Annotated in this window: 27 protein-coding genes; 20 read left to right on the top strand and 7 right to left on the bottom strand. The window is 36.9% G+C overall.

Going from position 1 to position 23,651, the window contains the following annotated elements; genetic code table 11:
- Positions 1 to 272 precede the first annotated feature (272 nt).
- Together H9632_RS08680 and H9632_RS08685 are read left to right on the top strand one after the other, a co-directional pair.
- Positions 273 to 1,040: a PH domain-containing protein gene (locus tag H9632_RS08680; protein WP_191703719.1), complete on the top strand. Its 768-nt coding sequence runs from the start codon at positions 273 to 275 to the stop codon at positions 1,038 to 1,040.
- A gap of 208 nt (positions 1,041 to 1,248) precedes the next feature.
- Complete coding sequence (locus H9632_RS08685; RefSeq protein WP_191699728.1) at positions 1,249 to 1,560, top strand: hypothetical protein; 312 nt, start codon at positions 1,249 to 1,251, stop codon at positions 1,558 to 1,560.
- Between the two features lie 89 nt (positions 1,561 to 1,649).
- Here the strand turns inward: H9632_RS08685 and H9632_RS08690 are convergent, their stop codons facing one another.
- The 3 genes from H9632_RS08690 to H9632_RS08700 form a co-directional block, all read right to left on the bottom strand.
- Complete coding sequence (locus H9632_RS08690; RefSeq protein ID WP_191703720.1) at positions 1,650 to 1,937, bottom strand: YunC family protein; 288 nt, start codon at positions 1,935 to 1,937, stop codon at positions 1,650 to 1,652.
- A 433-nt stretch (positions 1,938 to 2,370) separates the two neighbouring features.
- On the bottom strand, positions 2,371 to 2,838 hold the full coding sequence (locus tag H9632_RS08695) for a hypothetical protein (protein WP_191703721.1): 468 nt from the start codon (positions 2,836 to 2,838) through the stop codon (positions 2,371 to 2,373).
- Positions 2,839 to 2,887: 49 nt separating this feature from the next.
- Positions 2,888 to 3,748 carry a LysR family transcriptional regulator gene (locus H9632_RS08700; RefSeq protein ID WP_191703722.1) on the bottom strand — a complete coding sequence of 287 codons (861 nt, stop codon included), beginning with the start codon at positions 3,746 to 3,748 and terminating at the stop codon, positions 2,888 to 2,890.
- Between the two features lie 144 nt (positions 3,749 to 3,892).
- Here H9632_RS08700 and H9632_RS08705 point away from each other — a divergent pair, with 144 nt between their 5' ends.
- From H9632_RS08705 to tcuA, 3 genes are all read left to right on the top strand, one after another.
- Complete coding sequence (locus H9632_RS08705) at positions 3,893 to 5,182, top strand: CitMHS family transporter (RefSeq protein ID WP_191703723.1); 1,290 nt, start codon at positions 3,893 to 3,895, stop codon at positions 5,180 to 5,182.
- Between the two features lie 16 nt (positions 5,183 to 5,198).
- Complete coding sequence (locus H9632_RS08710) at positions 5,199 to 6,221, top strand: AbrB family transcriptional regulator (RefSeq protein WP_225223758.1); 1,023 nt, start codon at positions 5,199 to 5,201, stop codon at positions 6,219 to 6,221.
- A gap of 98 nt (positions 6,222 to 6,319) precedes the next feature.
- Entirely contained in the window at positions 6,320 to 7,801 is a 1,482-nt protein-coding gene (tcuA, locus tag H9632_RS08715; RefSeq protein ID WP_191703725.1) for an FAD-dependent tricarballylate dehydrogenase TcuA, read from the top strand.
- A 100-nt stretch (positions 7,802 to 7,901) separates the two neighbouring features.
- Here the strand turns inward: tcuA and H9632_RS08720 are convergent, their stop codons facing one another.
- Positions 7,902 to 8,531: a D-alanine--D-alanine ligase gene (locus H9632_RS08720; RefSeq protein ID WP_191703726.1), complete on the bottom strand. Its 630-nt coding sequence runs from the start codon at positions 8,529 to 8,531 to the stop codon at positions 7,902 to 7,904.
- Positions 8,532 to 8,751: 220 nt separating this feature from the next.
- Here H9632_RS08720 and H9632_RS08725 point away from each other — a divergent pair, with 220 nt between their 5' ends.
- The 14 genes from H9632_RS08725 to H9632_RS08790 all read left to right on the top strand — a co-directional run bounded on the left by H9632_RS08725 (position 8,752) and on the right by H9632_RS08790 (position 20,836).
- Positions 8,752 to 10,332, top strand: a complete 1,581-nt coding sequence (locus H9632_RS08725; RefSeq protein WP_191703727.1) for an ATP-binding protein — start codon at positions 8,752 to 8,754, stop codon at positions 10,330 to 10,332.
- Positions 10,313 to 11,008: a response regulator gene (locus H9632_RS08730; RefSeq protein WP_191703728.1), complete on the top strand. Its 696-nt coding sequence runs from the start codon at positions 10,313 to 10,315 to the stop codon at positions 11,006 to 11,008. The genes H9632_RS08725 and H9632_RS08730 overlap by 20 nt, the downstream gene beginning before the upstream one ends.
- 94 nt (positions 11,009 to 11,102) lie before the next feature.
- Positions 11,103 to 12,416, top strand: a complete 1,314-nt coding sequence (locus tag H9632_RS08735) for a CitMHS family transporter (protein WP_191703729.1) — start codon at positions 11,103 to 11,105, stop codon at positions 12,414 to 12,416.
- A gap of 137 nt (positions 12,417 to 12,553) precedes the next feature.
- A complete protein-coding gene (locus H9632_RS08740; protein ID WP_191703730.1) occupies positions 12,554 to 12,976 on the top strand; it encodes an ATP-binding cassette domain-containing protein in 423 nt (140 codons plus the stop codon).
- Between the two features lie 45 nt (positions 12,977 to 13,021).
- A complete protein-coding gene (locus H9632_RS08745; RefSeq protein WP_191703731.1) occupies positions 13,022 to 13,216 on the top strand; it encodes a hypothetical protein in 195 nt (64 codons plus the stop codon).
- 256 nt (positions 13,217 to 13,472) lie between these two features.
- Entirely contained in the window at positions 13,473 to 14,291 is an 819-nt protein-coding gene (locus H9632_RS08750; protein ID WP_191703732.1) for an ATP-binding cassette domain-containing protein, read from the top strand.
- A 4-nt stretch (positions 14,292 to 14,295) separates the two neighbouring features.
- Entirely contained in the window at positions 14,296 to 15,000 is a 705-nt protein-coding gene (locus H9632_RS08755) for a hypothetical protein (protein ID WP_191703733.1), read from the top strand.
- A 597-nt stretch (positions 15,001 to 15,597) separates the two neighbouring features.
- The gene (locus tag H9632_RS08760) at positions 15,598 to 16,005 is read left to right on the top strand and encodes a membrane lipoprotein lipid attachment site-containing protein (protein ID WP_191703734.1); all 408 of its coding nucleotides are present in this window, start codon (positions 15,598 to 15,600) and stop codon (positions 16,003 to 16,005) included.
- Positions 16,006 to 16,466: 461 nt separating this feature from the next.
- Positions 16,467 to 16,967, top strand: a complete 501-nt coding sequence (locus H9632_RS08765) for a fructose-bisphosphate aldolase (protein ID WP_191703735.1) — start codon at positions 16,467 to 16,469, stop codon at positions 16,965 to 16,967.
- Positions 16,968 to 17,040: 73 nt separating this feature from the next.
- On the top strand, positions 17,041 to 17,469 hold the full coding sequence (locus H9632_RS08770) for a hypothetical protein (RefSeq protein ID WP_191703736.1): 429 nt from the start codon (positions 17,041 to 17,043) through the stop codon (positions 17,467 to 17,469).
- A 304-nt stretch (positions 17,470 to 17,773) separates the two neighbouring features.
- Positions 17,774 to 18,640 carry an NERD domain-containing protein gene (locus H9632_RS08775; protein ID WP_191703737.1) on the top strand — a complete coding sequence of 289 codons (867 nt, stop codon included), beginning with the start codon at positions 17,774 to 17,776 and terminating at the stop codon, positions 18,638 to 18,640.
- Between the two features lie 92 nt (positions 18,641 to 18,732).
- Entirely contained in the window at positions 18,733 to 19,044 is a 312-nt protein-coding gene (locus H9632_RS08780; protein ID WP_191703738.1) for an excinuclease, read from the top strand.
- A 212-nt stretch (positions 19,045 to 19,256) separates the two neighbouring features.
- Positions 19,257 to 20,432 (top strand): endonuclease, encoded by a 1,176-nt coding sequence (locus H9632_RS08785; RefSeq protein WP_191703739.1) that lies wholly within the window; start codon positions 19,257 to 19,259, stop codon positions 20,430 to 20,432.
- A gap of 221 nt (positions 20,433 to 20,653) precedes the next feature.
- Positions 20,654 to 20,836, top strand: coding sequence for a hypothetical protein (locus H9632_RS08790; RefSeq protein WP_191703875.1), 183 nt, complete (start codon positions 20,654 to 20,656; stop codon positions 20,834 to 20,836).
- Positions 20,837 to 20,917: 81 nt separating this feature from the next.
- Here the strand turns inward: H9632_RS08790 and H9632_RS08795 are convergent, their stop codons facing one another.
- The 3 genes from H9632_RS08795 to H9632_RS08805 all read right to left on the bottom strand — a co-directional run bounded on the left by H9632_RS08795 (position 20,918) and on the right by H9632_RS08805 (position 22,496).
- Positions 20,918 to 21,193, bottom strand: coding sequence for a CC/Se motif family (seleno)protein (locus H9632_RS08795; RefSeq protein ID WP_191703740.1), 276 nt, complete (start codon positions 21,191 to 21,193; stop codon positions 20,918 to 20,920).
- Between the two features lie 348 nt (positions 21,194 to 21,541).
- The gene (locus tag H9632_RS08800; protein WP_191703741.1) at positions 21,542 to 21,922 is read right to left on the bottom strand and encodes a PH domain-containing protein; all 381 of its coding nucleotides are present in this window, start codon (positions 21,920 to 21,922) and stop codon (positions 21,542 to 21,544) included.
- A 121-nt stretch (positions 21,923 to 22,043) separates the two neighbouring features.
- Positions 22,044 to 22,496: a HEAT repeat domain-containing protein gene (locus H9632_RS08805; RefSeq protein WP_191703742.1), complete on the bottom strand. Its 453-nt coding sequence runs from the start codon at positions 22,494 to 22,496 to the stop codon at positions 22,044 to 22,046.
- 382 nt (positions 22,497 to 22,878) lie between these two features.
- Here H9632_RS08805 and H9632_RS08810 point away from each other — a divergent pair, with 382 nt between their 5' ends.
- Positions 22,879 to 23,616: an SDR family NAD(P)-dependent oxidoreductase gene (locus H9632_RS08810; protein ID WP_191703743.1), complete on the top strand. Its 738-nt coding sequence runs from the start codon at positions 22,879 to 22,881 to the stop codon at positions 23,614 to 23,616.
- The last annotated feature ends 35 nt before the right edge of the window (positions 23,617 to 23,651 follow it).

Raw genomic sequence — 23,651 nt, forward strand, 5'->3', positions numbered from 1 at the left:
CCAATTACATGAACTTGCCTACTCACCAAAAATAAGCGGAGAAAATCCCTCTATTTGCTGTTCAACCACTGTTTTATAGTTAAATAAGGGAAAAAAAGAATTTCTCCCATTAAAATATTGTGAAAAGAGCAGCTAGTAATAAGAAAAACCGGTAGCATCCATTCAAGATGCTACCATTTTTTCATGGGGAATTCCGTTAACAATAACCATCTTCATAGATAGCTGGAATTTGGTTAATATATTAGCAATATAACTTAGCGGGAGATGATTGAATGGGTTTCTTTGACTTAAAAGCGACTTGTGGTGTGTGTGAACAACAAGTTGGATTAAATCGATTTAAATTAAAAAAATCAAATGCGTGGATTTGTCCGAGCTGCTTAAAGGAAGCTGGCGGAGCAACCCGTATTAATGTGAACAAAGTTACGGTTGAAGAAGTGAAGGCCATTATTCAGGAAAAAGAAGACAAGCTTGGTGATGATCCGATGTCACGAGCAGAGAGTATGTACCAGTACTGTGTAGATAACAAATTCGGTTCGGGCTTTAATCAAAAATGGGGAGTAAAACATTTTAAAATATTGCAGGATAATTTAATCGGTGATGAAAAAGTATTGATGACATTTATAGGGTTGCACAATTATAAATCGGTCACAAAGCATGATAGTAATTATGCATATGCGATTACGAACAAGCGAATCCTATTCGGACAAAAATCCATAACAGGTGAAAAATTTAAAGCAGTTAACCATGAAAGGATTAATGATATCTCTTTCGAAAAAGGGATGGTCTTTGGTATTTTAACAATCGATACACCTCAGGAAAAATTTGAGGTTGGTCTAGGTAGCGAATCTGCAACAGCAATAAATAATGCCATTCATGAAGTACTGGATAAATTAAAAACAAGTAACAAAAATGATCCCACATCAGTCCCTGTACCTATATCAAATGCCGAAGAGATCATAAAATATAAAGAACTATTAGATGCTGGAATTATAACACCCGAAGAATTCGAAGCAAAGAAAAAGCAGCTTTTAGGATTATAGTGTGGTAAGAGAATATAAAGGTGTTGTTAATAATTGTAAAAAGAGTTATTTTTCCATTCAAGTTGGAATATAGTTATCGATAATTAGGGTAAGGAGAGATAAGGACAAAAAAGAGGAGAGGCGGTCGTGGGTTAAAGGGAAGCAAGGTTGATATTTCTCCATATGTGAAAGATCGTTTTGAATATATTCGAGAAAAGGGTGAGATAATATGAATCAAATTTTCAAAAAAGATGAGTTCATTATTATTCCTTTTTATAAAGGGCGAAAGCAAGAATTTATGGTAGTTAATACAAAGAAGGAATTCAAAAATGGACATACCCACTTAAAGTCATTTAAGATGGCCAAGTATTTGATCAATCTTGCACGGTTCCAAAAAATCAATTCCGGATTAAGACCCTATTTATTAACAAGCCTTACAAGAATATCAACTGATCATGAATATATTCAGAAATTAGAGGAGCTTCTAGCCGTCAAAAGAAGTAAAGGAACAAAAGCTTCTTATTATAACCGAGCAATTTAAATATAAAAATAGATAGACCGCTTTTTCGATAAATTGAAAGAGCGGTTTTTTGTATGGGCTGGTAGCTCCCGTATTTGGCTATCAACCAATTAAATCATTTTTAATAAAGCCTCTTCGCCAGTCATACCTTCTTCGATGCCGTACGCTTTTGCTTCGTATGTGATGGATTCTAATGGCGCTTTAAGTAAATCATCAATCGTTCTAACACCAACTGCACGACCAGCAATAATTTTGCGATCGGCTAATTTTTCATTTAAAAGTCCGACATCGAGCGCGCCACACATAATGTACCCATGTTCATTCGAAATCGTCAGCAGTGTTGTCTTAGGCAAATTAACGGTAACTGCAGTAAATAAATGACCTTGAAGATCAATCATTTCCGTATAGACGATAACCTTCGCCCCCTTTCATATAAATCATATGAAACAATTAGAAATAGGTACTTGTTTTGGGGGAAATAAGTGGTGTATTTGAAAAAAAGCCGGTGGTGGGACAGAAGTAGAAATTTCATTGGATAAGAAAAAGACTCTTATTAAGAAACGGATACTTTAAAAATTGATTGGAATGGAGGGCGAGTGTAGCTGACGGCTAACGCCTTTCGCTACAAGCAAAGCTTCCTGCGGGAAAAGCAAAATTTATTTTGCGACGAGTAACCGCAGGAGCACCGACGCCTGAGACTACAGGCTCAGGCCGTGCCCGCGGAAAGCGTCCCGGAATGGAAATCAATTTTTTATGCCAGCGAAAAAATGCCATTTTCCTCAAGGAGAATAATGGCATTTTTGGGTTATGTCCCAGTCTCAGCTTTTGTACTCACTGACTTTCATTCAATTGTAAAAAGAGATCAGAGAAATGATCCGTTGTTAATGCATAAAATTTATCATAGTTCTCAAAATTTGAAGGGAAGTTGATATATGTATGATTCGATTCATCCTCATAAATTAGGATTTCTGTCATAAAACCATTATTATCTGTAAAAGTTAATGAGCCTATAAATGTAGTCGGACGTTCCGGACTTGGATTCTTTTCTGCGTGTTGCATTTTTAAATTCTTAGTTAAGGTTTTCCGAATATCATGAGTTAATTCAATATCAATAATATTATTTCTCCCCTCGTCCATAACTGCTAATGAAAAAAATGCGAAATCATCATACTCAGCGCTAAATCCACCTAATGTAGATATTCTTGCTTCCTCAGTACTTTTACCAATTTCTCCATTAAAAAAAACAAACAATCCTATACAAATAATAACTACTAAAGCAATAATGCTAATTTTTTTCATAAGAACCCCCTTTATAAATAGCAGAATATTACAGCACTCCAGCCTGCCGTTATATACTATAATGCCCCTTTAAAAAATCCAAAAATAAATTAACATGTCTTAGCTTCTCGACATAGGGGTTATAAAATAAACTCGTCTCTCTATAATAAATATCTTCTCCAAAATCGTTCAATGAAATTTTAAATAAATCTTCTCCTTCTATACTGATTCCGGGCAATACGGCAATGCCGAGATTATATTTCACCATCTCTTTGCACGTAGCAGCCTGATCGGTTTCAATACTAGGACGTATAGGCTGCTGAAAATAAGTGCGCCACCATTTATCGATCATAAGGCTTAACGAAATATCCGTTTTATAAGTGATAAACGGTAAGTTCGGGATATCTTCTTTTTTAAAAGGCGTTTTCGATACGACATATAATTCCTCTGTACAGAGTATATATTTTTTTGCATTCAATGAATAATCCCCGCGAATAATTGCTAAGTGAATTTCCTCTGCATTAAGTGCTTCTTTAATTTCACTGCTCCAGCCAGTTTTTAGTTGTATATAAATATTCGGATAAAGCTCTTTAAAATCATTCAATATTTTCGGGAGTTGATATAACGAGAACAGTCCGGAAGCGCCAATAGAGATCGTTCCCTGTGTATCTACGGTTAAATTCGCTAATTGATCAACTAGCAATTTTTCGTTATGTAAAATTTGTTTAGCATGTTCATATAAAATCCGGCCTTCCTCCGTAAAATCGATTCCTTTTGAGCCACGCACAATTAATTCTATTTTATATTTTTTCTCGAGTTGTTTAATCCGGTAAGTGAGTGCGGGTTGGGATGTATAGAGATTGCTGGCGGTATGTGTAATATTTTTGGTTTTATATAAATCTATTAATAATTGGCAGTCATTTATATTCATGAAAATCTCCTTCGTTTTTACTTGAGATAAAAAATTTTTATCGGTAGCGCTCAAAACTATCTATTTTATTTATTTGAATATATCATATATTCTGAAAATGGGGATAGTAAACCGCTTACAAATTAATAAGAACGGGGGAGGTATATGATAGCCAGCTTAGGCTTTATAATGATTATTCTATTTACCTATCTCATTATGAGCAATCGTTTGTCACCAATAGTAGCATTAATAACAGTTCCTATTGTATTCGCTATAATTGCAGGATTTGCTTCAACTCTTGGCGATATGATGTTGGATGGGATGAAACAAGTATCATCAACTGCTGCATTATTATTATTCGCCATTTTATATTTTGGGGTAATGATTGATGCGGGATTATTTGATCCATTTATACGAAGGCTTTTAACGATTGTCAAAGGAGATCCAGTAAAAATTGCGATGGGAACAGCTGCATTAGCACTTGCAGTTGCATTAGATGGAGACGGTACAACAACGTACATGATTACAGTTTCTGCTTTACTGCCATTATATTTGAAAATTGGTATGAATCCATTGATATTGGCAACTATCGCTATGCTCTCTTTAAGTGTTATGAGTGCGATGACACCTTGGGGAGGTCCTGCAACAAGAGCCATTGTGGCAACCGGAGTAGACCCCACGGAATTTTTTGTTCCATTGATTCCATTAATGGTTGTTGGGGCAATATGGGTACTTATAGTAGCTTATTTTTTAGGGAAGAAGGAACGTAAACGTGTAGGGGTTCATGTGATTGCGATTGATCACATTATTAATACAGGTGAAGAAAGTGTAGGTAAGCCATCTCGAATTCGTTGGTGGTCGAACCTCGTATTAACAGCTGTAGTCATGGTAATTCTAGTAAAAGGCATATGGCCGCCATCTGTTATTTTCATTTTTGGGTTTGCTATTGCATTAATGATTAACTTCCCAAAAAATACTGTACAAAAAGAAATCATCATGAAGCATGCAGGAAATGCATTGATTGTAACAGCACTAGTTTTTGCTGCAGGCGTTTTTACTGGGGTTCTATCAGGAACAGGTATGGTAACCGCTATGTCAACAGCTCTCATTTCATTAATACCGGAATCTTTAGGTTCACAATTGCCTTTAATAGTAGGTATTACAAGCATAGCTTTCACGTTTATTATGTCTAATGATGCTTATTATTTTGGAGTGCTGCCTGTGTTGGCGGAAACGGCTATATCATTTGGGATTGAACCGATTGAAATCGCGCGTGCCTCTGTGCTTGGTCAACCAGTACATCTTTTGAGTCCATTAGTGGCTTCGACATTTTTGCTAGTCGGGATGATTTCAAAGGAATTGGGAGAATATCAAAAATATGCATTTCTTTGGTGCTTTTTAACATCTGTTTTCCTCATTGTCGTTGCAGTCATTACAGGAGCGATTAGTGTTTAAGTTTAGGGGGGATTTTATGCGCACAATTTCCCCTATTGTTACAGTGATAATTGTAGCAATAGTTGGGGTCACCATTTTTCACTTAATCAACTTCCCAATGCCCTGGATGTTAGGCTCTTTATTTGGTGTATTGTTCACACAGTTGCTTTGGAAACTTCCGATGAAATGGCCAATCATCATGCGCAATATTGGTTTAGTTATAGTAGGAACTGCGATTGGCCAGCTTTTCACGTTTAATATTTTAGTTGCCATGAAAGATACACTGTTTTTTATGTTAGTTCTTAACATCGCTTTAAGTGTATTTTGCCTTGCGTTAGCATACTCATTGCAAAGGTGGGCAAATATACCATTAGCCACAGCTTTAACAGCGAGCATTCCTGGTGGTTTATCTCAATTAGTTGTTTTTGCAGAAGAACAGGAAGATATCGACGTAGCTGTTGTAACGTTCTTTCATGTCATACGCGTACTTTTTGTAGTCGGTTTAATTCCAATTATTGTTTCATTAACAGGTAAAGTGCCTGAAAAAATTGAAACAGGCTCAGCCAGTTTATTGCAAAGTACCCTATTAATTTTACTGGGCTTTATGTTGTTACCGGTTGGGAAAAAATTAAAATTACCTGTACCGCATTTTTTAACGCCTGTTATTATCGGGTTACTTTTAAGTTTATTCAATGTAGAAATATCCCCACTAGATAATAATTTATTGCATATCGCACAGCTTTGTATTGGGGCGTATATCGGGTTACTTTTACATCCTCAATCTTTACGTTTACCGATACGTGTATTAATAGGTGGTATAAGCAGCGCAGTTTTACTATTATTCGTAACTTTTTTAATTGCTGAAGGAATGGTGTTCTTATTTGATATGGATTTTGCTACAAGCTATTTAAGTACTGCCCCAGGTGGTATGGATCAAATGGGCCTGATTGCTACAGCCTTACAAGCCGATGCCACACAGGTCACTATTTTTCAGTTATTTCGAATGCTATTTATCTATATTCTCATCTTACCGATTTTAAAATGGAAATTACTTAAGTGATAAAAAAATTTTATGGTAATTACTAAAAATAAAATATTTCATTTATTTCAACATGTTTTTTATAGTAAAGCTAACAAATGGAAAAGGGGATATGTCTGATGTCAAAATATGATGTAGTAGTTGTAGGTGCAGGAAATGCGGCATTATGTGCAGCGATTTCTGCAAAGGAACAAGGAAGCTCGGTGCTCGTACTGGAAAAAGGTCCGTTTGAAAAGCGGGGAGGCAATTCATTCTTTACAGACGGTGCAATCCGTGTAGCCTATCAGGATTTAGCATCGATTACAAAGGTGGTCGATTTAAATCAGGAAACAATTAATAAAATCGATATGCCGATCTATGCGGCACAGGATTTTTATGATGATATTATGCGCGTTTCAAAAAACCAAAGTAAACCGGAGCTGATTCGCCAATTAGTGGATCAATCGCTCCCAACGATTGAATGGATGAAAAAGCATGGAGTAGAGTTTGAATTAAACTATGCGAACCAATCTTTTGAAAAAGAAGGGAAGATTCAATTCTGGGGCGGTCTGCCGATTAAAACAGTCGATAAAGGGATCGGCTTAATGAGAAGTCTATTTAATCGCTGTGAACAATTAGGAATTGATGTATGGTATGAAAGCGCGGCAACGAATATTGTAACGGAAAATAAGGTCGTTACAGCTATCGAAGTTCAAACAAAAGATGAGCTTAAAACAATTGAATGCGAAAGTGTTGTTTTAGCTTGCGGTAGTATTGAAGCAAACAAAAAGAAACGTGCCGAAGCATTAGGCGAAGAGTGGGATGAGGCATTAGTTAGAGGAACTGAATTTAACACGGGTGATGGAATCGATATGGCGGTATCCATCGGAGCCCAAACATATGGTCAAGTAAATGGCTGTCATGCAATTGGGACAGATGCCAATGCACCACGAGTTGGAGATTTCCAAAAACCAGGTGATATCTTTAAGAAACACTCCTACCCGTATAGCGTGATGGTGAACGTGGAAGGGAACCGTTTTGTAGATGAAGGTGCAGATTTCCGTAACTACACATACGCAAAATATGGTAAGGAAATATTAAAGCAACCTAATAATATTGCCTACCAGATTTATGATGCAAAAGTTCGTCCGATTTTACGTGCGGAGTATAATCTGGAAGAAGCGACAGTCGCTGAAGCACCTACACTGGAAGCTCTTGCGGATCAATTGGATATTAATAAAGAACAGTTTTTGCAAACAATTAATGAATATAACGCAGCTGTTCAAGAAGGGGAATTTAATCCTTCTGATAAAGACGGGAAAAGTACAAAAGGGATTACACCACCGAAATCGAACTGGGCACAAACAATAAGTGAAGGACCTTTCTATGCTTATCCGGTTACTTGCGGTATTACCTTCTCATTCTGGGGATTAGCGACAACTCCAGAAGGCGAAGTATTAAATACATCAAATGAACTAATTGAAGGCTTATATGCAGCTGGCGAAATGATTGGTGGGATTTTCTATGAAAACTACCCAGGTGGATCAGGGTTAATGTCTGGTTCGGTATTTGGGAAATTAGCTGGCGCAGCGGCATCACACCGTGCTCAGAAAGTAAGATAAAATACGTTACGGGTATGCGCCTTACAACGACTAAACGAAGAAAGACTGTGCTAAAAGTCAATTTGACTATTAGCGCAGTCTTTTTATTTTTTCCGGAAATTTAATGGTAGTGCAAAGTTTTTACAGTGTAGTTCGCAATGTTATCGTGGGATGATTGCTCTAGTTTTTCCAATACATAAAATGTAGATGGCATGTATTGTACAGATTCCTGATTTAGTAAAATCGATTTCATGGAAAGAATGAAGCTTAATTTTTCCTGTTCGGTAAGCTCATTCCATAGCTCTGTGTCCATCTGCTGGTTCTCCTCAAAAGGCATTGTATACAGGCTCCAGTCACTATAATGGCTTTGTGCATGCTCAGTTTCATATAGTGTCGATAAATAAGCATCAACGTAGAAATCGGCTTTATATAAGCTTCTGTTATAAATAGCGCTGTTTAATTGTACGAGCATTGTCTGAGCTTGTTGAAGCAGTTTATAATCCAATCCAGTAGCATTTGTTAAATCCTCCCGCAACTGTTGGATTTTTAACAATTCACTTTCAATGTCGTACTCATTATCATAATCATACATAGCTACATAATCTGATCGTAGGTATTGATTAATGGATTGTATAACATCGTGATCATTATTTTCGTTTGTCGCAAGTGGTGTTGTATTGAAACCTAAAAAAATCAGTGCTAATACAAAGAAAAAGGAAAGAACATATTTTGAAATTCGAGTAATATTCATTACTTTAAACTCCTTCTTTTATATATTGGACAACTTGTTGGTTATTAAGTAATATTTCTGGGGAGTTTGTTATAGTAATATTTTACTCTCTTAGTGGGACAAATACAAATTTAAATAATTCATTTCAGTATTATAATGAAATTAAGTTACGGTAATATTGATTAATTCTCCCGATACTCCCATGTTAAAATAGTAAAAATAGTCGAAAGGGGGCGGAACCTTGGTAACTCGCCTAAGGCAATCTTTAACGGCAAGGCTCATTATTACGATTAGCGGGATTATATTTGCGATTTGTGTGCTGTTTTTATTACTAATCAATCATCATTTGGATGAATCGATACTAGAGGAGATGGGGGAAAAAGCGTTAACGAGTGCGTATTTAATTGCTGAACGTCCGGATATCGTTTCCACATTTTCTACAGAAGACCCCTCTTCCATTCTTCAGCCAATCGCAGAAGATATAAGGCAGCAGATCGGTGCAAGTTTTGTTGTGATTGGGAATGAACAAGGGATTCGGTATACTCATCCTGACCCCCAAAAGATTGGTCAGTCGATGGTTGGAGGGGACAATGATTCGGCACTAATTAACAAAGAGCCAATTGTTTCGGTAACAACAGGTTCACTAGGAGAGTCGATCCGTGGAAAGGTACCTGTTATTATAGATGACAAAGTAGTTGGGATTGTGTCGGTCGGATTTTTAACGAAGGATATCCAGGGAACAATTGATACGGCTTTTAGTGGATGGCTTCAAATAACGCTTCTCGTCGCGGTTTTCGGTATTATTTGTGCTGTTTTGCTATCGCTTTATGTAAAGGAGCAATTGCTCGGGATGCAGCCTGCGCAAATTGCCAAGCTTTATTCGGCCTATCATACAATATTAGAGGAAACGACGGATGGTATTATATTAACAACACTGAATAATGATGTTGTAATAAGTAATTCACGGGCGAAGGAACTCATTTCACCACTGACAGAAGGTATCTCGTTACATACACTGCTTCCCGAACGGCTTTTTCAAGAAGAGGTGATTCGTGCTCTGGAAATTCCTTTGCAGCAGCAGGAGATGATTATTTCGAAGGCGCCGTTAAAGCATGGTAAGCGTCTCGGCTATTTGTATTTTTTACGGACTAAGCTAGAATATGAAGCAGTGATTAATGAGCTGACACTAGTGAAGCAGCAAGCGCGGATGCAACGAGCAAAAACCCATGAATTTGCCAATAAACTGCATGTAATCCTCGGCTTAATAAAGAATGACCATATTGAAGAGGTAATTCAATATATTAGGCAAGAGCAGCAGGATACAACAAAACAGCAGCAAGTACTTTCAGCACAACCTTCTATCCTTATACAAGCATTATTAGAGGGGAAAATTTCCGAGGCCAAGGAGCGCGGTATCACGATTAAGATTGAATCTCAGGATGATGTAATTGATTATCAAGATGAAGAAGTGGATGCATTATTAACCGCGTTAGGCAATGTACTTCAAAATGCAATGGATGCGTTACATAATACGAACATAGCCGATAAGCAAATTAACCTTTTTATTCACCAATATAGTCATGAACTGATTATTGAGGTGCATGATAACGGGCCGGGCATTGATGAAGAAACAGCAGAGCAAATTTTTACACTCGGCTATACGACAAAGGATGGCTATGATCACGGGTACGGCTTAGCAATTAGTGAGCAGGCACTCCAAAAGGTAGGGGGCTCATTATTATTGGAAGAAAGCGATTTAGGCGGAGCTTGCTTTTTAATCATTTTACAAAGGAAGGGATCCAATGGAGATTTGGTTAATTGAAGATGATTTTCGCATTGCGGCGATCCATGCCGATTATATAAAAGCGATTCAGCCGGAAGCACAAGTACAGCAATTTTTAAGCGGTGCATCTTTAATCGATGCGCTAACACAGACAGCAGCACCCCCAACCGTTCTTTTGATGGATTTATATATTCCGGATGTCAAAGGCTATGATCTCGTTGCCTATGTAAGGGCTCATTTTCCGAGTATCTACATTATCATGGTGACAGCAGCAGCCGAGCGTGAACATGTGGCAGCATTATTTTCGTACGGGATATTTGATTATATTGTGAAGCCGTTTGATGAAGCGAGACTGCAAAAAGCGTTTCGGCAGCTTCAACTGACACGCACCGCATTTCAAAAGAAAGCACACTTTACACAGAACGATTTGGATGCACTTTTTTACCGGAAAGATAATACTGCGACAGAAAAGACATTGCCTAAAGGAATTGATACATATACGCTCGAGCAGGTTATTCAATTATTTAAGGAGCAAAAATACACAACGTTAACAGCTACTCAGTTAAGTGAAGTGATTGGGACCAGCCGTTCCACTGCCCGTCGCTATTTAGAATATTTAGTAGAAATGAATGTGCTTGCAACGCAGCTGCTCTATGGAACAGTCGGTCGTCCGGAACGTAATTATGTCTTGTGTGAAACTTATGAACAAAATTAGCTTTATTGTTTTTATTGAATAAATGATCACATTATTCCCCCATACACATAATTGTCATAAAATTATTACAATTATAAGCAATGGGGGTTGTTTTATGTTAAGTATTATAGGAATTATAACGATTTTAGTTATTGTCGCGCTGTTAATTAGTGGGCGTGTATCACCAATTGTTGCAATGGTTATTCCACCTGTCATTGCAATGTTTATTGCAGGCTATTCGTTTGATGATTTAGGGGTGTTTTTCGGGGATGGGATTGACTCCGTAATTAGTGTTGCGATTATGTTTATTTTTGCAATTATCTTTTTCGGGATAATGCAGGATGTCGGGTTATTCGAACCAATTATCAATAAAATGGTAGCGCTATCAAAAGGAAATGTCGTGCTTGTTGCGATCGTAACGGTTATTGTTGCTGTCATTGCCCAGCTAGATGGTTCAGGTGCTTCTACATTTTTAATTTCGATTACAGCATTATTGCCACTTTATGTTCGACTTGGCATGAATCCGTACTTACTTTTATTATTAGTCGCTGGTTCTGCAGCCATTATTAATATGATTCCGTGGGGTGGTCCATTAGGGCGTGTTGCTTCCGTTCTTGATACAGATGTAACAGAGCTTTGGCATCCGTTAATCAAGATTCAGGTGATCGGTGTTGTGTTAATGCTACTACTTGCTGTATTTATGGGCTTCCGTGAAAAACGCCTAATTGCCAAACGAGCGCAAACAGGACAAACGTTAAACTTTGATTTAAGTAACAGTATTCTTAACAATGAAGTAGATGAATCATTGAAACGTCCAAAGCTAATTTGGGCAAATGCTATTTTAGCTATTGTTGTTCTAGCTATACTTATGTCAGGACTTTTACCGGCTGGCTTGGCGTTCTTAATCGGTGTGGCAATCGCGTTACCACTTAATTACCGTACACCGAAAGAACAAATGGGACGCATTCAGGCACACGCATCGAACGCCTTAACAATGGCTTCGATCATCATTGCTGCCGGGCTGTTTTTAGGAATTTTAAATGGTACAGGCATGTTAACAGCGATTGCGAATAATGCCGTAAATATCCTGCCAAGCTTTTTAGCTCAATATTTACATATTATTATCGGTGTACTTGGCGTACCATTTGATTTGCTGTTGAGCACAGATGCCTATTACTTTGCCTTGTTCCCAGTCGTAGATCAGATTGGCCTAACGTATGGCATCGATTCGTTATCGACAGCGTATGCGATGATTATCGGTAACATTGTCGGAACATTCGTTTCTCCACTTGCACCAGCAGTATGGCTAGCACTTGGTCTATCAGGTCTGGAAATGGGCAAACACTTAAAATACTCATTCTTCTGGATGTGGGGATTAAGTATTACACTACTATTTATCGCAGTTTTATTAGGTGTAATACAGGTTTAAATAGATTGAAAAGAAGCTTCTTTTATAAGGAGCTTCTTTTTTATTTCAATGAAAATGCAAAACCCTCCACTAAAGCACCAGCCATAGTTATTAAAGTATACTGGAAACAGATTATACGAATAGTTGAGGGTGATAAGATGGAGCAATTTATTTCAATTGAAAACGCTTATGAAGGAAATTTGAAAAATATATCATTACAAATTCCGAGGAACAAATTGGTTTGTATAACGGGTGTGTCAGGTTCGGGGAAATCGACATTGCTGCTCGATACACTTTATCAGGAGTGTCAGCGACAGTATTTAGAGGCGACGGGCTATCAGGGTATTCAAAAGCCAGGTGTCGATGCGATTACGAATTTGTCACCAGCGATTCAAATTAATCAGCATCATACAAATAAAAATCCTCGTTCGACTGTCGGTACGCTGACGAATATGTATACGGATCTACGTGTCATGTTTGAAAAAATTGGTCAGCGTGTGTGCGCGAGTTGCCAGCAAGCATATTCGCAAATTGAAGGGACGCAATCGTTTGAAAACAAAGGTGGTCAACACTGCATGTAACGGCAAACGTTTTAAAGATGAAATATTGGAAGTGACACTTATTTAGTGCTCCTGCAGCGTATTGTCGATGCAGGAAATACAGTAATCGTCGTCGAACATAACGAACAAGTTATACGGGCAGCGGACTGGATTATTGAAATCGGTCCTGAAGGCGGTGCAAAAGGTGGCAACATCATCGCAACAGGTACCCCAGCAGAAATAAAAGAGAGTAATGGTTCAATTATTCGGATGTTTTTGTAAAGACACATAGTAGGTGCACCAGATCAGAAAGGCACGAACGTTGATTTAACAATGTTCGTGTCTTTTGTATGGCCAATTATTTATACTTACGGGGTTTGTTAATTAATTTGCATGTTGTTCAATTATAATGATAAATTAATGTGGAAATTATTGTATAATTGAAGAAATGTTCCACTATCTATGTAAGGCAACTTTAATGTGAATGTCTTTACCGAATTTCAGCAAGAAAAATGTGGGAAGATGGAAGTGGTTATTCATGAACATATTCGAGGCAAATCAAGCATGCAAGCAGATTGACGGAATCATGATTCTTAAAGAAGTCTCTTTAAGCATTTCAAAAGGTGAGAAGGTAGCAATCACCGGAAATAATGGATCCGGGAAAAGCAGCCTTTTAAAACTCATTGGTGGTATATATGAAGAAACTGCCGGGAAAGTGAAAAGATTTCAAAATAACATAGGATATGTACCTGAACATTTTCCAGAAAGTATAAGGTTCAAATTACAGGACTATTTAATTTTAATGGGGAAAATGACTAATAAATCAGATGAAGAAATGTTTAAAAGAATTGCGAATTATGCTGAGTTATTTTCCATTACAGAATTTCTAACGACCCCTTTAAATCATTGTTCAAAAGGGACAAAGCAGAAAGCTGGAATTATCCAGGCATTGCTGAAGAACCCTGATTTATTATTACTGGATGAGCCGCTTACTGGGTTGGATGATAAAGCAAAAATTGAGCTTACTAATCAGCTAAGTTTACTTTCAGGAGATAAAACGATTATTTTTACTGCTCATGAGCCACTACTAATTGAAAGAATAGCAAATAGAGTTTTAACTGTAGAAAGTGGAAGAATTGTCTCTGATTCTACTGTGAAGGGCAATAAGGAGAAATTTATTTGTATAAGGGCGAAAATCCCTGCTAGGGAGATAATTGAAGATATTCCTTCTATTAAATACAAAGTTATAGGGATGAATTCTGTTGAAATAATTGTTTCAACTAAAGAGTCTGATAAGGTATTGGCTATATTGCTTAATAGAGGATGCTCGATATTAGAACTAACAGAGAAGAGGTAGTAATTTGTCAGCATTTATCCGTTACCAATTGATAAGCTTTGTACGTTCATTAAAATTTATCCCTCCCTTTGCTATTTTTTTTGTATGGGTGTTTATTTTATATGCCTATAAAAATGTACCGATCCTCAGTAGTTACGGTGCATCTTCAATTGCAATGTACTTAATCATGACATGGATTACAATGTCCATTTTTACGTTGGATGAAGAGAGTGAAAAGCATATTTTAATCTCACATCTAAAGAGAAAGGTGAGTTACTTATTTGGCAAATGGCTAACTATTCTAGTAATAATGATGCCTTTACTTTTATTTGCAATTTTTTACCCGATCTTTACAGAAAGTTTTAAAGGGGATATGTCACTTAAGCTATATGTTTATGCATTTTACAGCCATTTAGCCTTTATGACATTTGGGATATTAGTTGGAACCCTATTTTCGGCTACAAAACTTGCTACAAAAAAATATGCCTGGCTTTCTTCTGTATTAATAATCGTAGTTTCACTCTCCTCAAAATCAATTATCGAGATATCTTCGTTTTTTAAATGGATTATGTGGATCTTCCCACCTGTGTTCAAGGTAATTGGGTATATGGAAGGGGAAGATCAAGTTCTATTAAATACATCAGTAATCATTGATAGTGTGTTTGTAGCTATTTATCTAATCATCGTAGCTGTTATGTTAGTTTCTCTATTTAGAAAAAAAGAGAGGTAGAGGATTAAAAAACGCTAACCGGAATGATTAACGTTTTATAGTTGATTGAGGGACTCGCGGACATTGAATATTGCGTTTCTAAATTTAATATAGAGTAGGAGTCGGAGGAGAGCAATGGAAGGAAACAATATCTCTTAAAGCTATTGAATATTCATTCCATCTTCCACCGAAAAACCTATAGCCATAAGCCCTTTCATGGCCAACGGATGTTAAAAAGAACCAAAAATTATCTCCGTTTCGAAGCCACATATATGTGAAACGATATATACAATTATCGAGCCCCCTAGTATTCTGACCATAGAAAGGTGTTTGTTCCATATTTCGCATAAGTCAAGATCTACTCCTTTTGAAATTAGATATTTGACTAGTTTATGCTCAGGACAAAGCACGGGTTGGATGAATGCCCAAGGTAATTGATAGCATCCATCGAGGCTGTAGTAATAGAACGTTTACGCTTAAGGGACATTCGGGCGCTTTTCGGTAGTGACCCCTTAACGTTATATTTTTATTTGAAAAAAAGTCGAAAAGGTTTAAAAGCGGTAATGGAGATTTGATAATTTATTGCTTTGTGCTAACGATAGGTAGGGGGAAGGAATAGTGAAAAAACTTATATGTCTGTTCTTTTGTGTAGTTCTTTTATCGGGGTGCAATGATGATATTAGAAGCTATGAGTATGTTGGAGAAGGTGATAATTGGAAGGTAGTTTATAAGTATAAAGTCAACTATCTCCAAAATGGTGACAATCGGAGCGAAAATGAGATGAGAATAAACTATATAGGCGAAATTGAGAAACTACAAGATGGAGAAGTAATTGAAGTTACTTATAAAATTGGACAAAAAAGTGGTTCACAAACTTTAAAAGTTGAGGATGTAAGTGAATCTTTAAATATTGGAAGTGCTGGTGGTCTCAATGCTTCTACTTTGGAAGGAAGCGAAGTTGGTATAATTACAGTGTCATGGGGTGAAAATTACGAGGAGTTTGAAATTAAAAGTTCTAAAGAATGAGAGAATTAATCTACTATGAGATGCATAAGCTATTCTCAAAATTATTGCGTTATGCCCATTTAACTTAAACGTCTTTCTGATATTTTTTATTCTGAATAGCAAAGTACATCCAAATCAAAACTAAAATAGTAGTAGGTCCATTTACTGAAGAGAAATTTATATTAAATATCCACTTAATCAAGCCTTGGGTAATTATAGATAGTAGTGTCAAAGCGATGACTAAAAGCAACGAGTGTAATATTAATTTTGGGAGTCGTATTTGAGAAAGTCTTGGAAAATTCATATTTTACCACCTCCGTGTTAAAAATATTCTAATAATTCAATTATACACTTCCTGTTAAATTAAAGTAAAATTCATTCCCAAGCAGTTTTTTAGTGGTCCATCGTTACAAATAATGGTATTTTATTTTTGCATGTAATAGTAAAATAATACAAAAATAGATGTATTTTGGGGTATAAGTATGAAAAAATTTAGTTTGTTATTCACGGGTTTATTTTTTCTATTATTGACAGCCTGTAGTAATGAAGAACCTTCCATAGAAATTGAAGTAAAAGTTTCTTCAATCAGTGATGAAGAATACAGTAAAGTTGGTGCCACTCAAGATTTAATTGATCCAAAGCAAGAAGATTTTAAGGTACTTGAATATACATTTAATATGAAACACACAAATGCTGTGATAAATCGACACATTGAGAGTTTTGAAGATTGGAGAAACGCGCTAAATAGCATAGATGAAATTGACCGATATTGGTATGGAGGTGGTTCATCAAGAGATAACGAATCTGAAAACTTTTCGGAATATCAAACTAAACTTGTTTATTACGCAAAAGGTTTATCTGAAGAGGAACTTAAGGAAGCGTTTAGTAATTCAAAGACTACAGTAACGTGGGTTGATAAAGAAAATGAACAAATAATAAAACAGTACAAAATAGCAGATTTAATAGAGTTTAGTAACGAGTAAGAAGGTTTTATTCGAATATGGGGTTATTGTGAGATAATAGTGAACATAAAAAGTGTAAGGGGTATGGTAGTAAATGGAGCCGACAATCTTAATCGGGTTATTTTTTATTACAACAATTATTTTTGCAGTAGGTCTACTAACCTTTTTATTGCCAAAGAGAGTTAGGAAGTTTGTTTGGATTATATTGGGCACCATTTTAATTTGTAGTTATATCTATCAAGGGACAATTAGACCGTTGATTATTGAGCAACAAACTGAAAAAGCAATAGAAGTATTAGAGGGGCATTTAGAAGAAAAATATCCAATGGATTCATGGAGAATTACAGATACAGATGACTTTAGAATAGAATCTGTTATAAATCTTCATGTAATTTTCGATAGTGAGCCAAAAGTAGTTTATGATTATACAGTTGAAGATACAGCGGTAAGACAAGTAAATATGTGGACAGTATCAGGCAAATCGGTAGAAGAAAGTGGAATTGAACCACAACATGCCGAGTAATGATAGCAAGCTCAATATGAAGTTGTCGTAGTATAAAAATAAAGAACGAGTTTCCATGAGGGAATCCGTTCTTTTTATTTTTTATTTACTTAATAATTCCCATTGTTCGATGAAACTAGCCGTTAATTTCTCTACTTCTTCTTCACTCGGAATATGGCTCAGTCTACCAGCAGTATTTAATTTATGAAGAGTTAGAAGCTAGATAGGTTATATTTGGTGTTTACCGGAATAACTCTTTGTGTTATTTTTTACATTAAATGTAATATTATTCGACTCTTCATAAGAAATTATATGGGGGAATGGTATGTTAATTGTAGGTTTATTGCTATACATAGCACTTTTATTTATTTTACTGAAGGTAAACTTCTATGTAGGGCTCGGCTTTATTTTTGTAACATCGATTGTTTTTAAGAGTATTTTTCCACAGCTGAAAGGGTACATCGGGGAGCAGAGGATTCGAAAATTACTGGATAAATTAAGTGAGGAAACTACAGTTTACAATGACCTGTATGTACCTAAAAAGAATGGGGAAATGACACAGGTGGATCATGTTTTGCTTTCGACTTACGGACTTTTCGTAATCGAAACAAAAAATTACACAGGGTGGATTTTTGGAGACGAAAATCAAAGGAATTGGACTCAAACAATTTACAATAAAAAATCTCGTTTCTATAATCCAGTTATGCAAAATAATACGCATGTAAAAGCATTGCAGCACTACTTAAATATGGAGGTGCCAATACATTCAATTATTGTTTTTTCAAATGCGGCTACGTTCAAATTTAAAGAACCATTTCAAACAGCGCATGTTATTCAAACCAAGCATTTAAAACGTACAATCGAACAATTTAAAACAAAGGAAATCTCTTCAGAGCAACTGAGCCGAATTTCGCAACTTCTGAAAGCTTTAGTTCCTGAAACGAAGCAACAAAAGAATGAAATTAAAAAGCAACACTTGGAGCATGTGAAGAAGATTTCAAAACCTGCAAGGAAAAAAGCGAGTAAGGTGCAGGTGAAGCCGGTTTCTGCAGGAGCTGCTAGTGTTGAACCAGAAACTTGTCCGAAATGCGGCAGTAATTTAATTTTACGAACTGGTAAACGCGGATCCTTTTATGGGTGTCAGGGCTTTCCAAAGTGCCGATTTACGAGGGATGCAATATTAGGGAAATAAAATGAAGAACTACCTCACTTTGAACTATCATTGGCTTAAACGCTACTGACAATTTATAATAAAGCGATATGAGGTTAAAAGGAGTTTTTTAGATGACTACAATGAATACACGCTATAAAATTACACGTCACGACCAACAAGGAAATCCAACGCTAAGCCTGGAAGAATGCCAAAGCTTCTTTGCAAAGCTATCGGATTTTGAGTATCATGATTCGTTTGGTGCCAGTCAGGATGGTGTCCATATGAAGATTAAAGGCCACTTTTTCATGTGGCAAGTGGAAGATGTACAGGTTCCGTTCCGTTTTTATGAGGGGGAGCTTTATGTGGCAGTGTCCCACCCGGCCGTTTTGGATAAAACTAAGGAAGTTGCGCGCAGCTTGGAAGCAAATTATATCGAAGGTTAATCGATCATAACTAGGAAAAGAGAGATTCGTTTCTTTCTTTTCCTAGTTTTTTTATGAGATAATAAATCATTTTTTTAACAAACAAATACGTAATTTAATCAATTTATAAGAATAATTTACTGAAAATTAATAAAAATAAGATATTATAAGAATAAGTTAGTTAGCTAGCTATTGCTGATTGAACTTAAATTGCTAATATAGGAGGAGAAAAAATGGGTAAAAACCGTACGACACGTGTTCTGTTTTCATGGGTACTAATTCTTTTCATTTTCGTTCAGCCTCTTCAGTCTATGGGAACGCATGCAGCGAGTGGGGACGGGTCATCCTCGTCACCTTATTCGGTTTCGCAGGCAATCAGCAATCAAAATAACAGCGTTAAAACAGTACAAGGCTATGTGGTGGGTCAACCGACAGCAACAACGACCGTCCTGACAAGCAATTTTCCGAATGACTATGCAATAGCCATTGCGGACAGTGCGACCGAAACGAATACAACCAAGATGATCTATGTTCAGCTGCCGACTTCTTTCAGATCTACTTTCGGCTTAAAAATAAATCCGTCCTTAATGGGCAAAAGCGTGAAAATCACGGGCACATTGACAGCCTACTTTTCACATGCGGGTATGAAAAACGGGACAGCGTTTGTACTGCAGGACGGAAATCCGACAAATCCCGTACCAAACCCGGAACCTCCTCCAACAACAGGCGACTATTATAGTGCGGCTTACGGTAAAACAGGGGCAGCATTAAAAACGGCATTACACAATATTATTGATGATCATACAGAAATTTCGTATTCGAACGTGTGGGTCGCTCTTCGTGAAACGGATGAAGATCCGAATAACCCGAACAATGTGATTTTACTTTATACAGGACGCTCACAAGGGAAATTCACAAACGGCGGGAATGCGAATGATTGGAACCGCGAGCATGTTTGGGCAAAATCACACGGAAACTTCGGGACATCAATGGGGCCAGGTACAGACTTGCATCATCTGCGTCCTACCGATGCCAGCGTCAACAGTTCAAGAAGTAATCTCGATTTTGACAATGGGGGCAACGAACATTCAGAAGCAAGAGGCAACTATTTTGACAACGATTCATGGGAGCCAAGAAATAGTGTGAAAGGCGATGTTGCCCGAATGCTATTTTATATGGCGGTTCGTTATGAGGGAGACAGCGGAGAACCAGATTTAGAATTAAATAATGTAGTGAATAACGGCTCTGCTCCTTATCATGGGAAATTGTCAGTGTTGCTTCAATGGCATAAAGCAGATCCGGTAGATGCATTCGAACGTACACGAAATGAAATTATTTATACCGACTATCAGCACAACCGCAATCCATTTATCGACCATCCTGAATGGGTATCTGCGATTTGGGAATAGTTGTATTCTGATTTATTGTAAAAAAATATACTCTCCTTTACGGTTTTAATGCTGCAAAGGGGAGTATTTTGTTTGGGCATTTTGAAGTGAAAAGCTTACGTGTTTTAAATGGAAGTAAGGCTATTCTAACGAAAGAAGGATTTAATAGAATAATAGAGAAATACTTCTTCATGTGAGTATTAAATATCGTGGTTTTATTAATTTACAAGGGGTGGGAAATAGTGGAGAAAATCATATGGGTTAAAAGTAATATGCGCACAATCGGTGCAAAGGAAGACGATGGGCTGGCTGAAGTAAACAAATACTTGGAAGGCGGCTGGAAAGTAAAACATATTTCTGCAAGCGCTATGGGAGATAGCATGGTTTCAGGACAAGCGTATATAGTTATTGAAAAGGATGAATAATAGTCTTTCTAAAAACCTTAGCTAAACGGAAACTCCTATAGCTAAGGTTTCGTCGATTATAAGTGAATTAAATCATTCCGCCTAACTAAACCTGGCCGTAATCGTTTTGAAAATACCAATGCCGGTAAGTTTCAATATCATTTTTTCATGCCGTAAAAGATATTTCTCCACAAAAATTGCTGAGTTGTCTATTTTAAATTCCGCATAGTTATGTAAATCTCTCGGCTTCCCGAAATGAGTCATACATTCCTGAACAGGGGGAGCACAGCACGCAGTCACTTGAATCATTTTTACGGATACAGGCTTTCCTTTTGACTGAATCCATTGTTTCGTATTAGCATCGAGCTCGATGTGCAATATAATCCCTCGCTTTCATCCCTTTTAAAATGAATATACAACATATTTTAAAATATATGCCAATAAAGAGTAAATTCGCCATCGCAAAAGTTCTAATATGTCCGCTCAAACTTCTAATAAAATCTAAAATGTTCTAATAAAATTGTGATCTGCTAATATGTGTAACCGATCTTCTAAAATAAGTCCTCGATTTTCGAATATCTGTTTCAGAAGTTCTAATAAAGCACCGCGATGTTCTAAAATAGCAAAAAAACTTCTAATATCCGCCGTACCCTGTACACAAGGCCACCCCCGAGAAACACCACAAAAAAACGAACTACACGAATAGTCCGTTACCTAAATCTAGCTTTACAATGCCAAAATATTCTCAGCCAAAACTCGTTGAACCGCATAAATATTCGTCGCTTTATTGAACTTCTTTTCTATAGGGACGCTATTGCCGGAAATCCAAATTTTCAACTCCGCATCCAAATCGAATGTGCCGGCTGTTTCGATAGAAAAGTTCGTTATACTTTTGTACGGGATCGATAAATACTCTGTTTTCTTACCAGTCATACCTTGTTTATCAACGAGTATCAATCTTTTATTCGTAAATATAAATGTATCCCTTATTACTTTAAAAGCATGCTTTACCGTTTCTCCACTCGTTATAATTTCATGCATATCCTTTTGAACATCTTCTGTCTTCAATTCACTTGCATTGCCCATCAAACCGTCAAAAATACCCAATATGCTCACCTCATCTTTTTCTGTTTTCTATATATTTTTCACAACATTCATCCAAGCTATACTCGTACAATTATGTAAATAAAAAGAACACGAAAGTAATCCCGTGTTCTCCCAAATAGACTTATTTCTTAGTTGTTGTCGTTTCCCACATATCCTTCAGCCAAGCGTCAAATTGTGCGCCTTTTTCGCCTTCATATGTGTTGTAAATATCGCTGCGCATTTTTTCTAATTTCACCTTGAAGTCCTCGTATGTGTGGTCAGCAGGTAAGCTTTTCTTAATACGTTTGAAAATTTTGCGAAGGTCTTTAAATAAATCGCCTTTAGGTGTTTCAGCTGCTTCAACCTCTTGACCCATTTTCTTTAAATGGCGTGCTGCTGCTTCACGAACCTTTGTTACTAAATCCGCTTTTGCTACATATTGTAAAATTTTAATCGTTTCATCCGATTTATATTTCGCTAATTCCTGAACCGCATTTAAACGTTCTTCCCAGTCTGCTGTTCTATTGACAGCCTTCTTTAACTCACTGAAATTTTCAGGTAATTGTTGTGTTGATTCTTGTTTTTGTTGATTCATTATGTTATCTCCTTTGTCAATGCCTTACTAGCAATGATCTACTTTACCCATTATAGCATGAAAGTGAAGCATTTACCTGCTGCAATGGATTGCTTGACCTAAAGCTGGGCGATATACCGTAATTTAATTTTCTAATAAAGACCTTAATTGTTCTAATATGTTGTGCAATTCTTCTAATAAAAATCGTATTTTCTAATATAAGTTTAAATTGTTCAAATAAGTGTCCGAGATATGCTAATAAAGACCGCTAATGTTCAAATATTCTCCCCAACTCTTCTAATATCCGCACAAACTTTTCTAATAAAATCCCAACCCTCATGCACGAAATTCCAACCCATTTCAGTTACACTCTTAATAAGCAATTTATAAGGGAGGAAATGAAATGTTTCAAAATAAAACAGTCGTCATCACAGGTGCAGCGCAAGGTATTGGCCGCGCGAATGCGATTCATTTTGCCAAAGCCGGTGCAAATGTTGTCATCGCGGATATGGAGCATGACTTAGGTGTCCAACTGGCAGGGCAACTCCAAACAGAAGGCCATTCTGCCATCTTTATAGAAACGGATGTACGCAGTGAAGAGAATGTTCGTCAAACGATGGAAATGGCAGCAAACCGTTTTGGCGGGCTTCATATTTTAATCAACAATGCCGGAAAAGGGAAATGGGTTTCACCGCTGGAATTATCAATCGATGATTGGGATGACATTATTAATACCAACTTGCGCAGCGTCTTTTTATGCTCGCGTGAAGCGGCAAAATTAATGAAAAGCGGTGGTGCCATTATTAATCTGGCATCTACACGTGCTGAGATGTCTGAACCGCATTCTGAAAGTTATGCAGCTTCTAAAGGTGGGATTGTGGCACTGACACATGCATTGGCAAGCTCGTTCAGTGAATTAAATATAACAGTAAACAGCATTTCACCGGGATGGATTGAAACAGGAGACTACGATGCCCTCAAATCGTCCGACCATTCACAGCATCTTTCAAACCGTGTCGGCAAACCGGATGACATTGCGCGTGCGTGCCTATATTTAGCAAACCCGGACAATAATTTTATAACAGGAACGAACTTAACAATTGACGGCGGGATGACGAAGAAGATGATTTACGAAGAATAATAAATAAGTCCAATGCGCTTTCCTTCAAAAGGAAT

The organism is Solibacillus merdavium, assembly GCF_014836935.1.
GTDB classification, from domain to species: domain Bacteria; phylum Bacillota; class Bacilli; order Bacillales_A; family Planococcaceae; genus Solibacillus; species Solibacillus ferritrahens.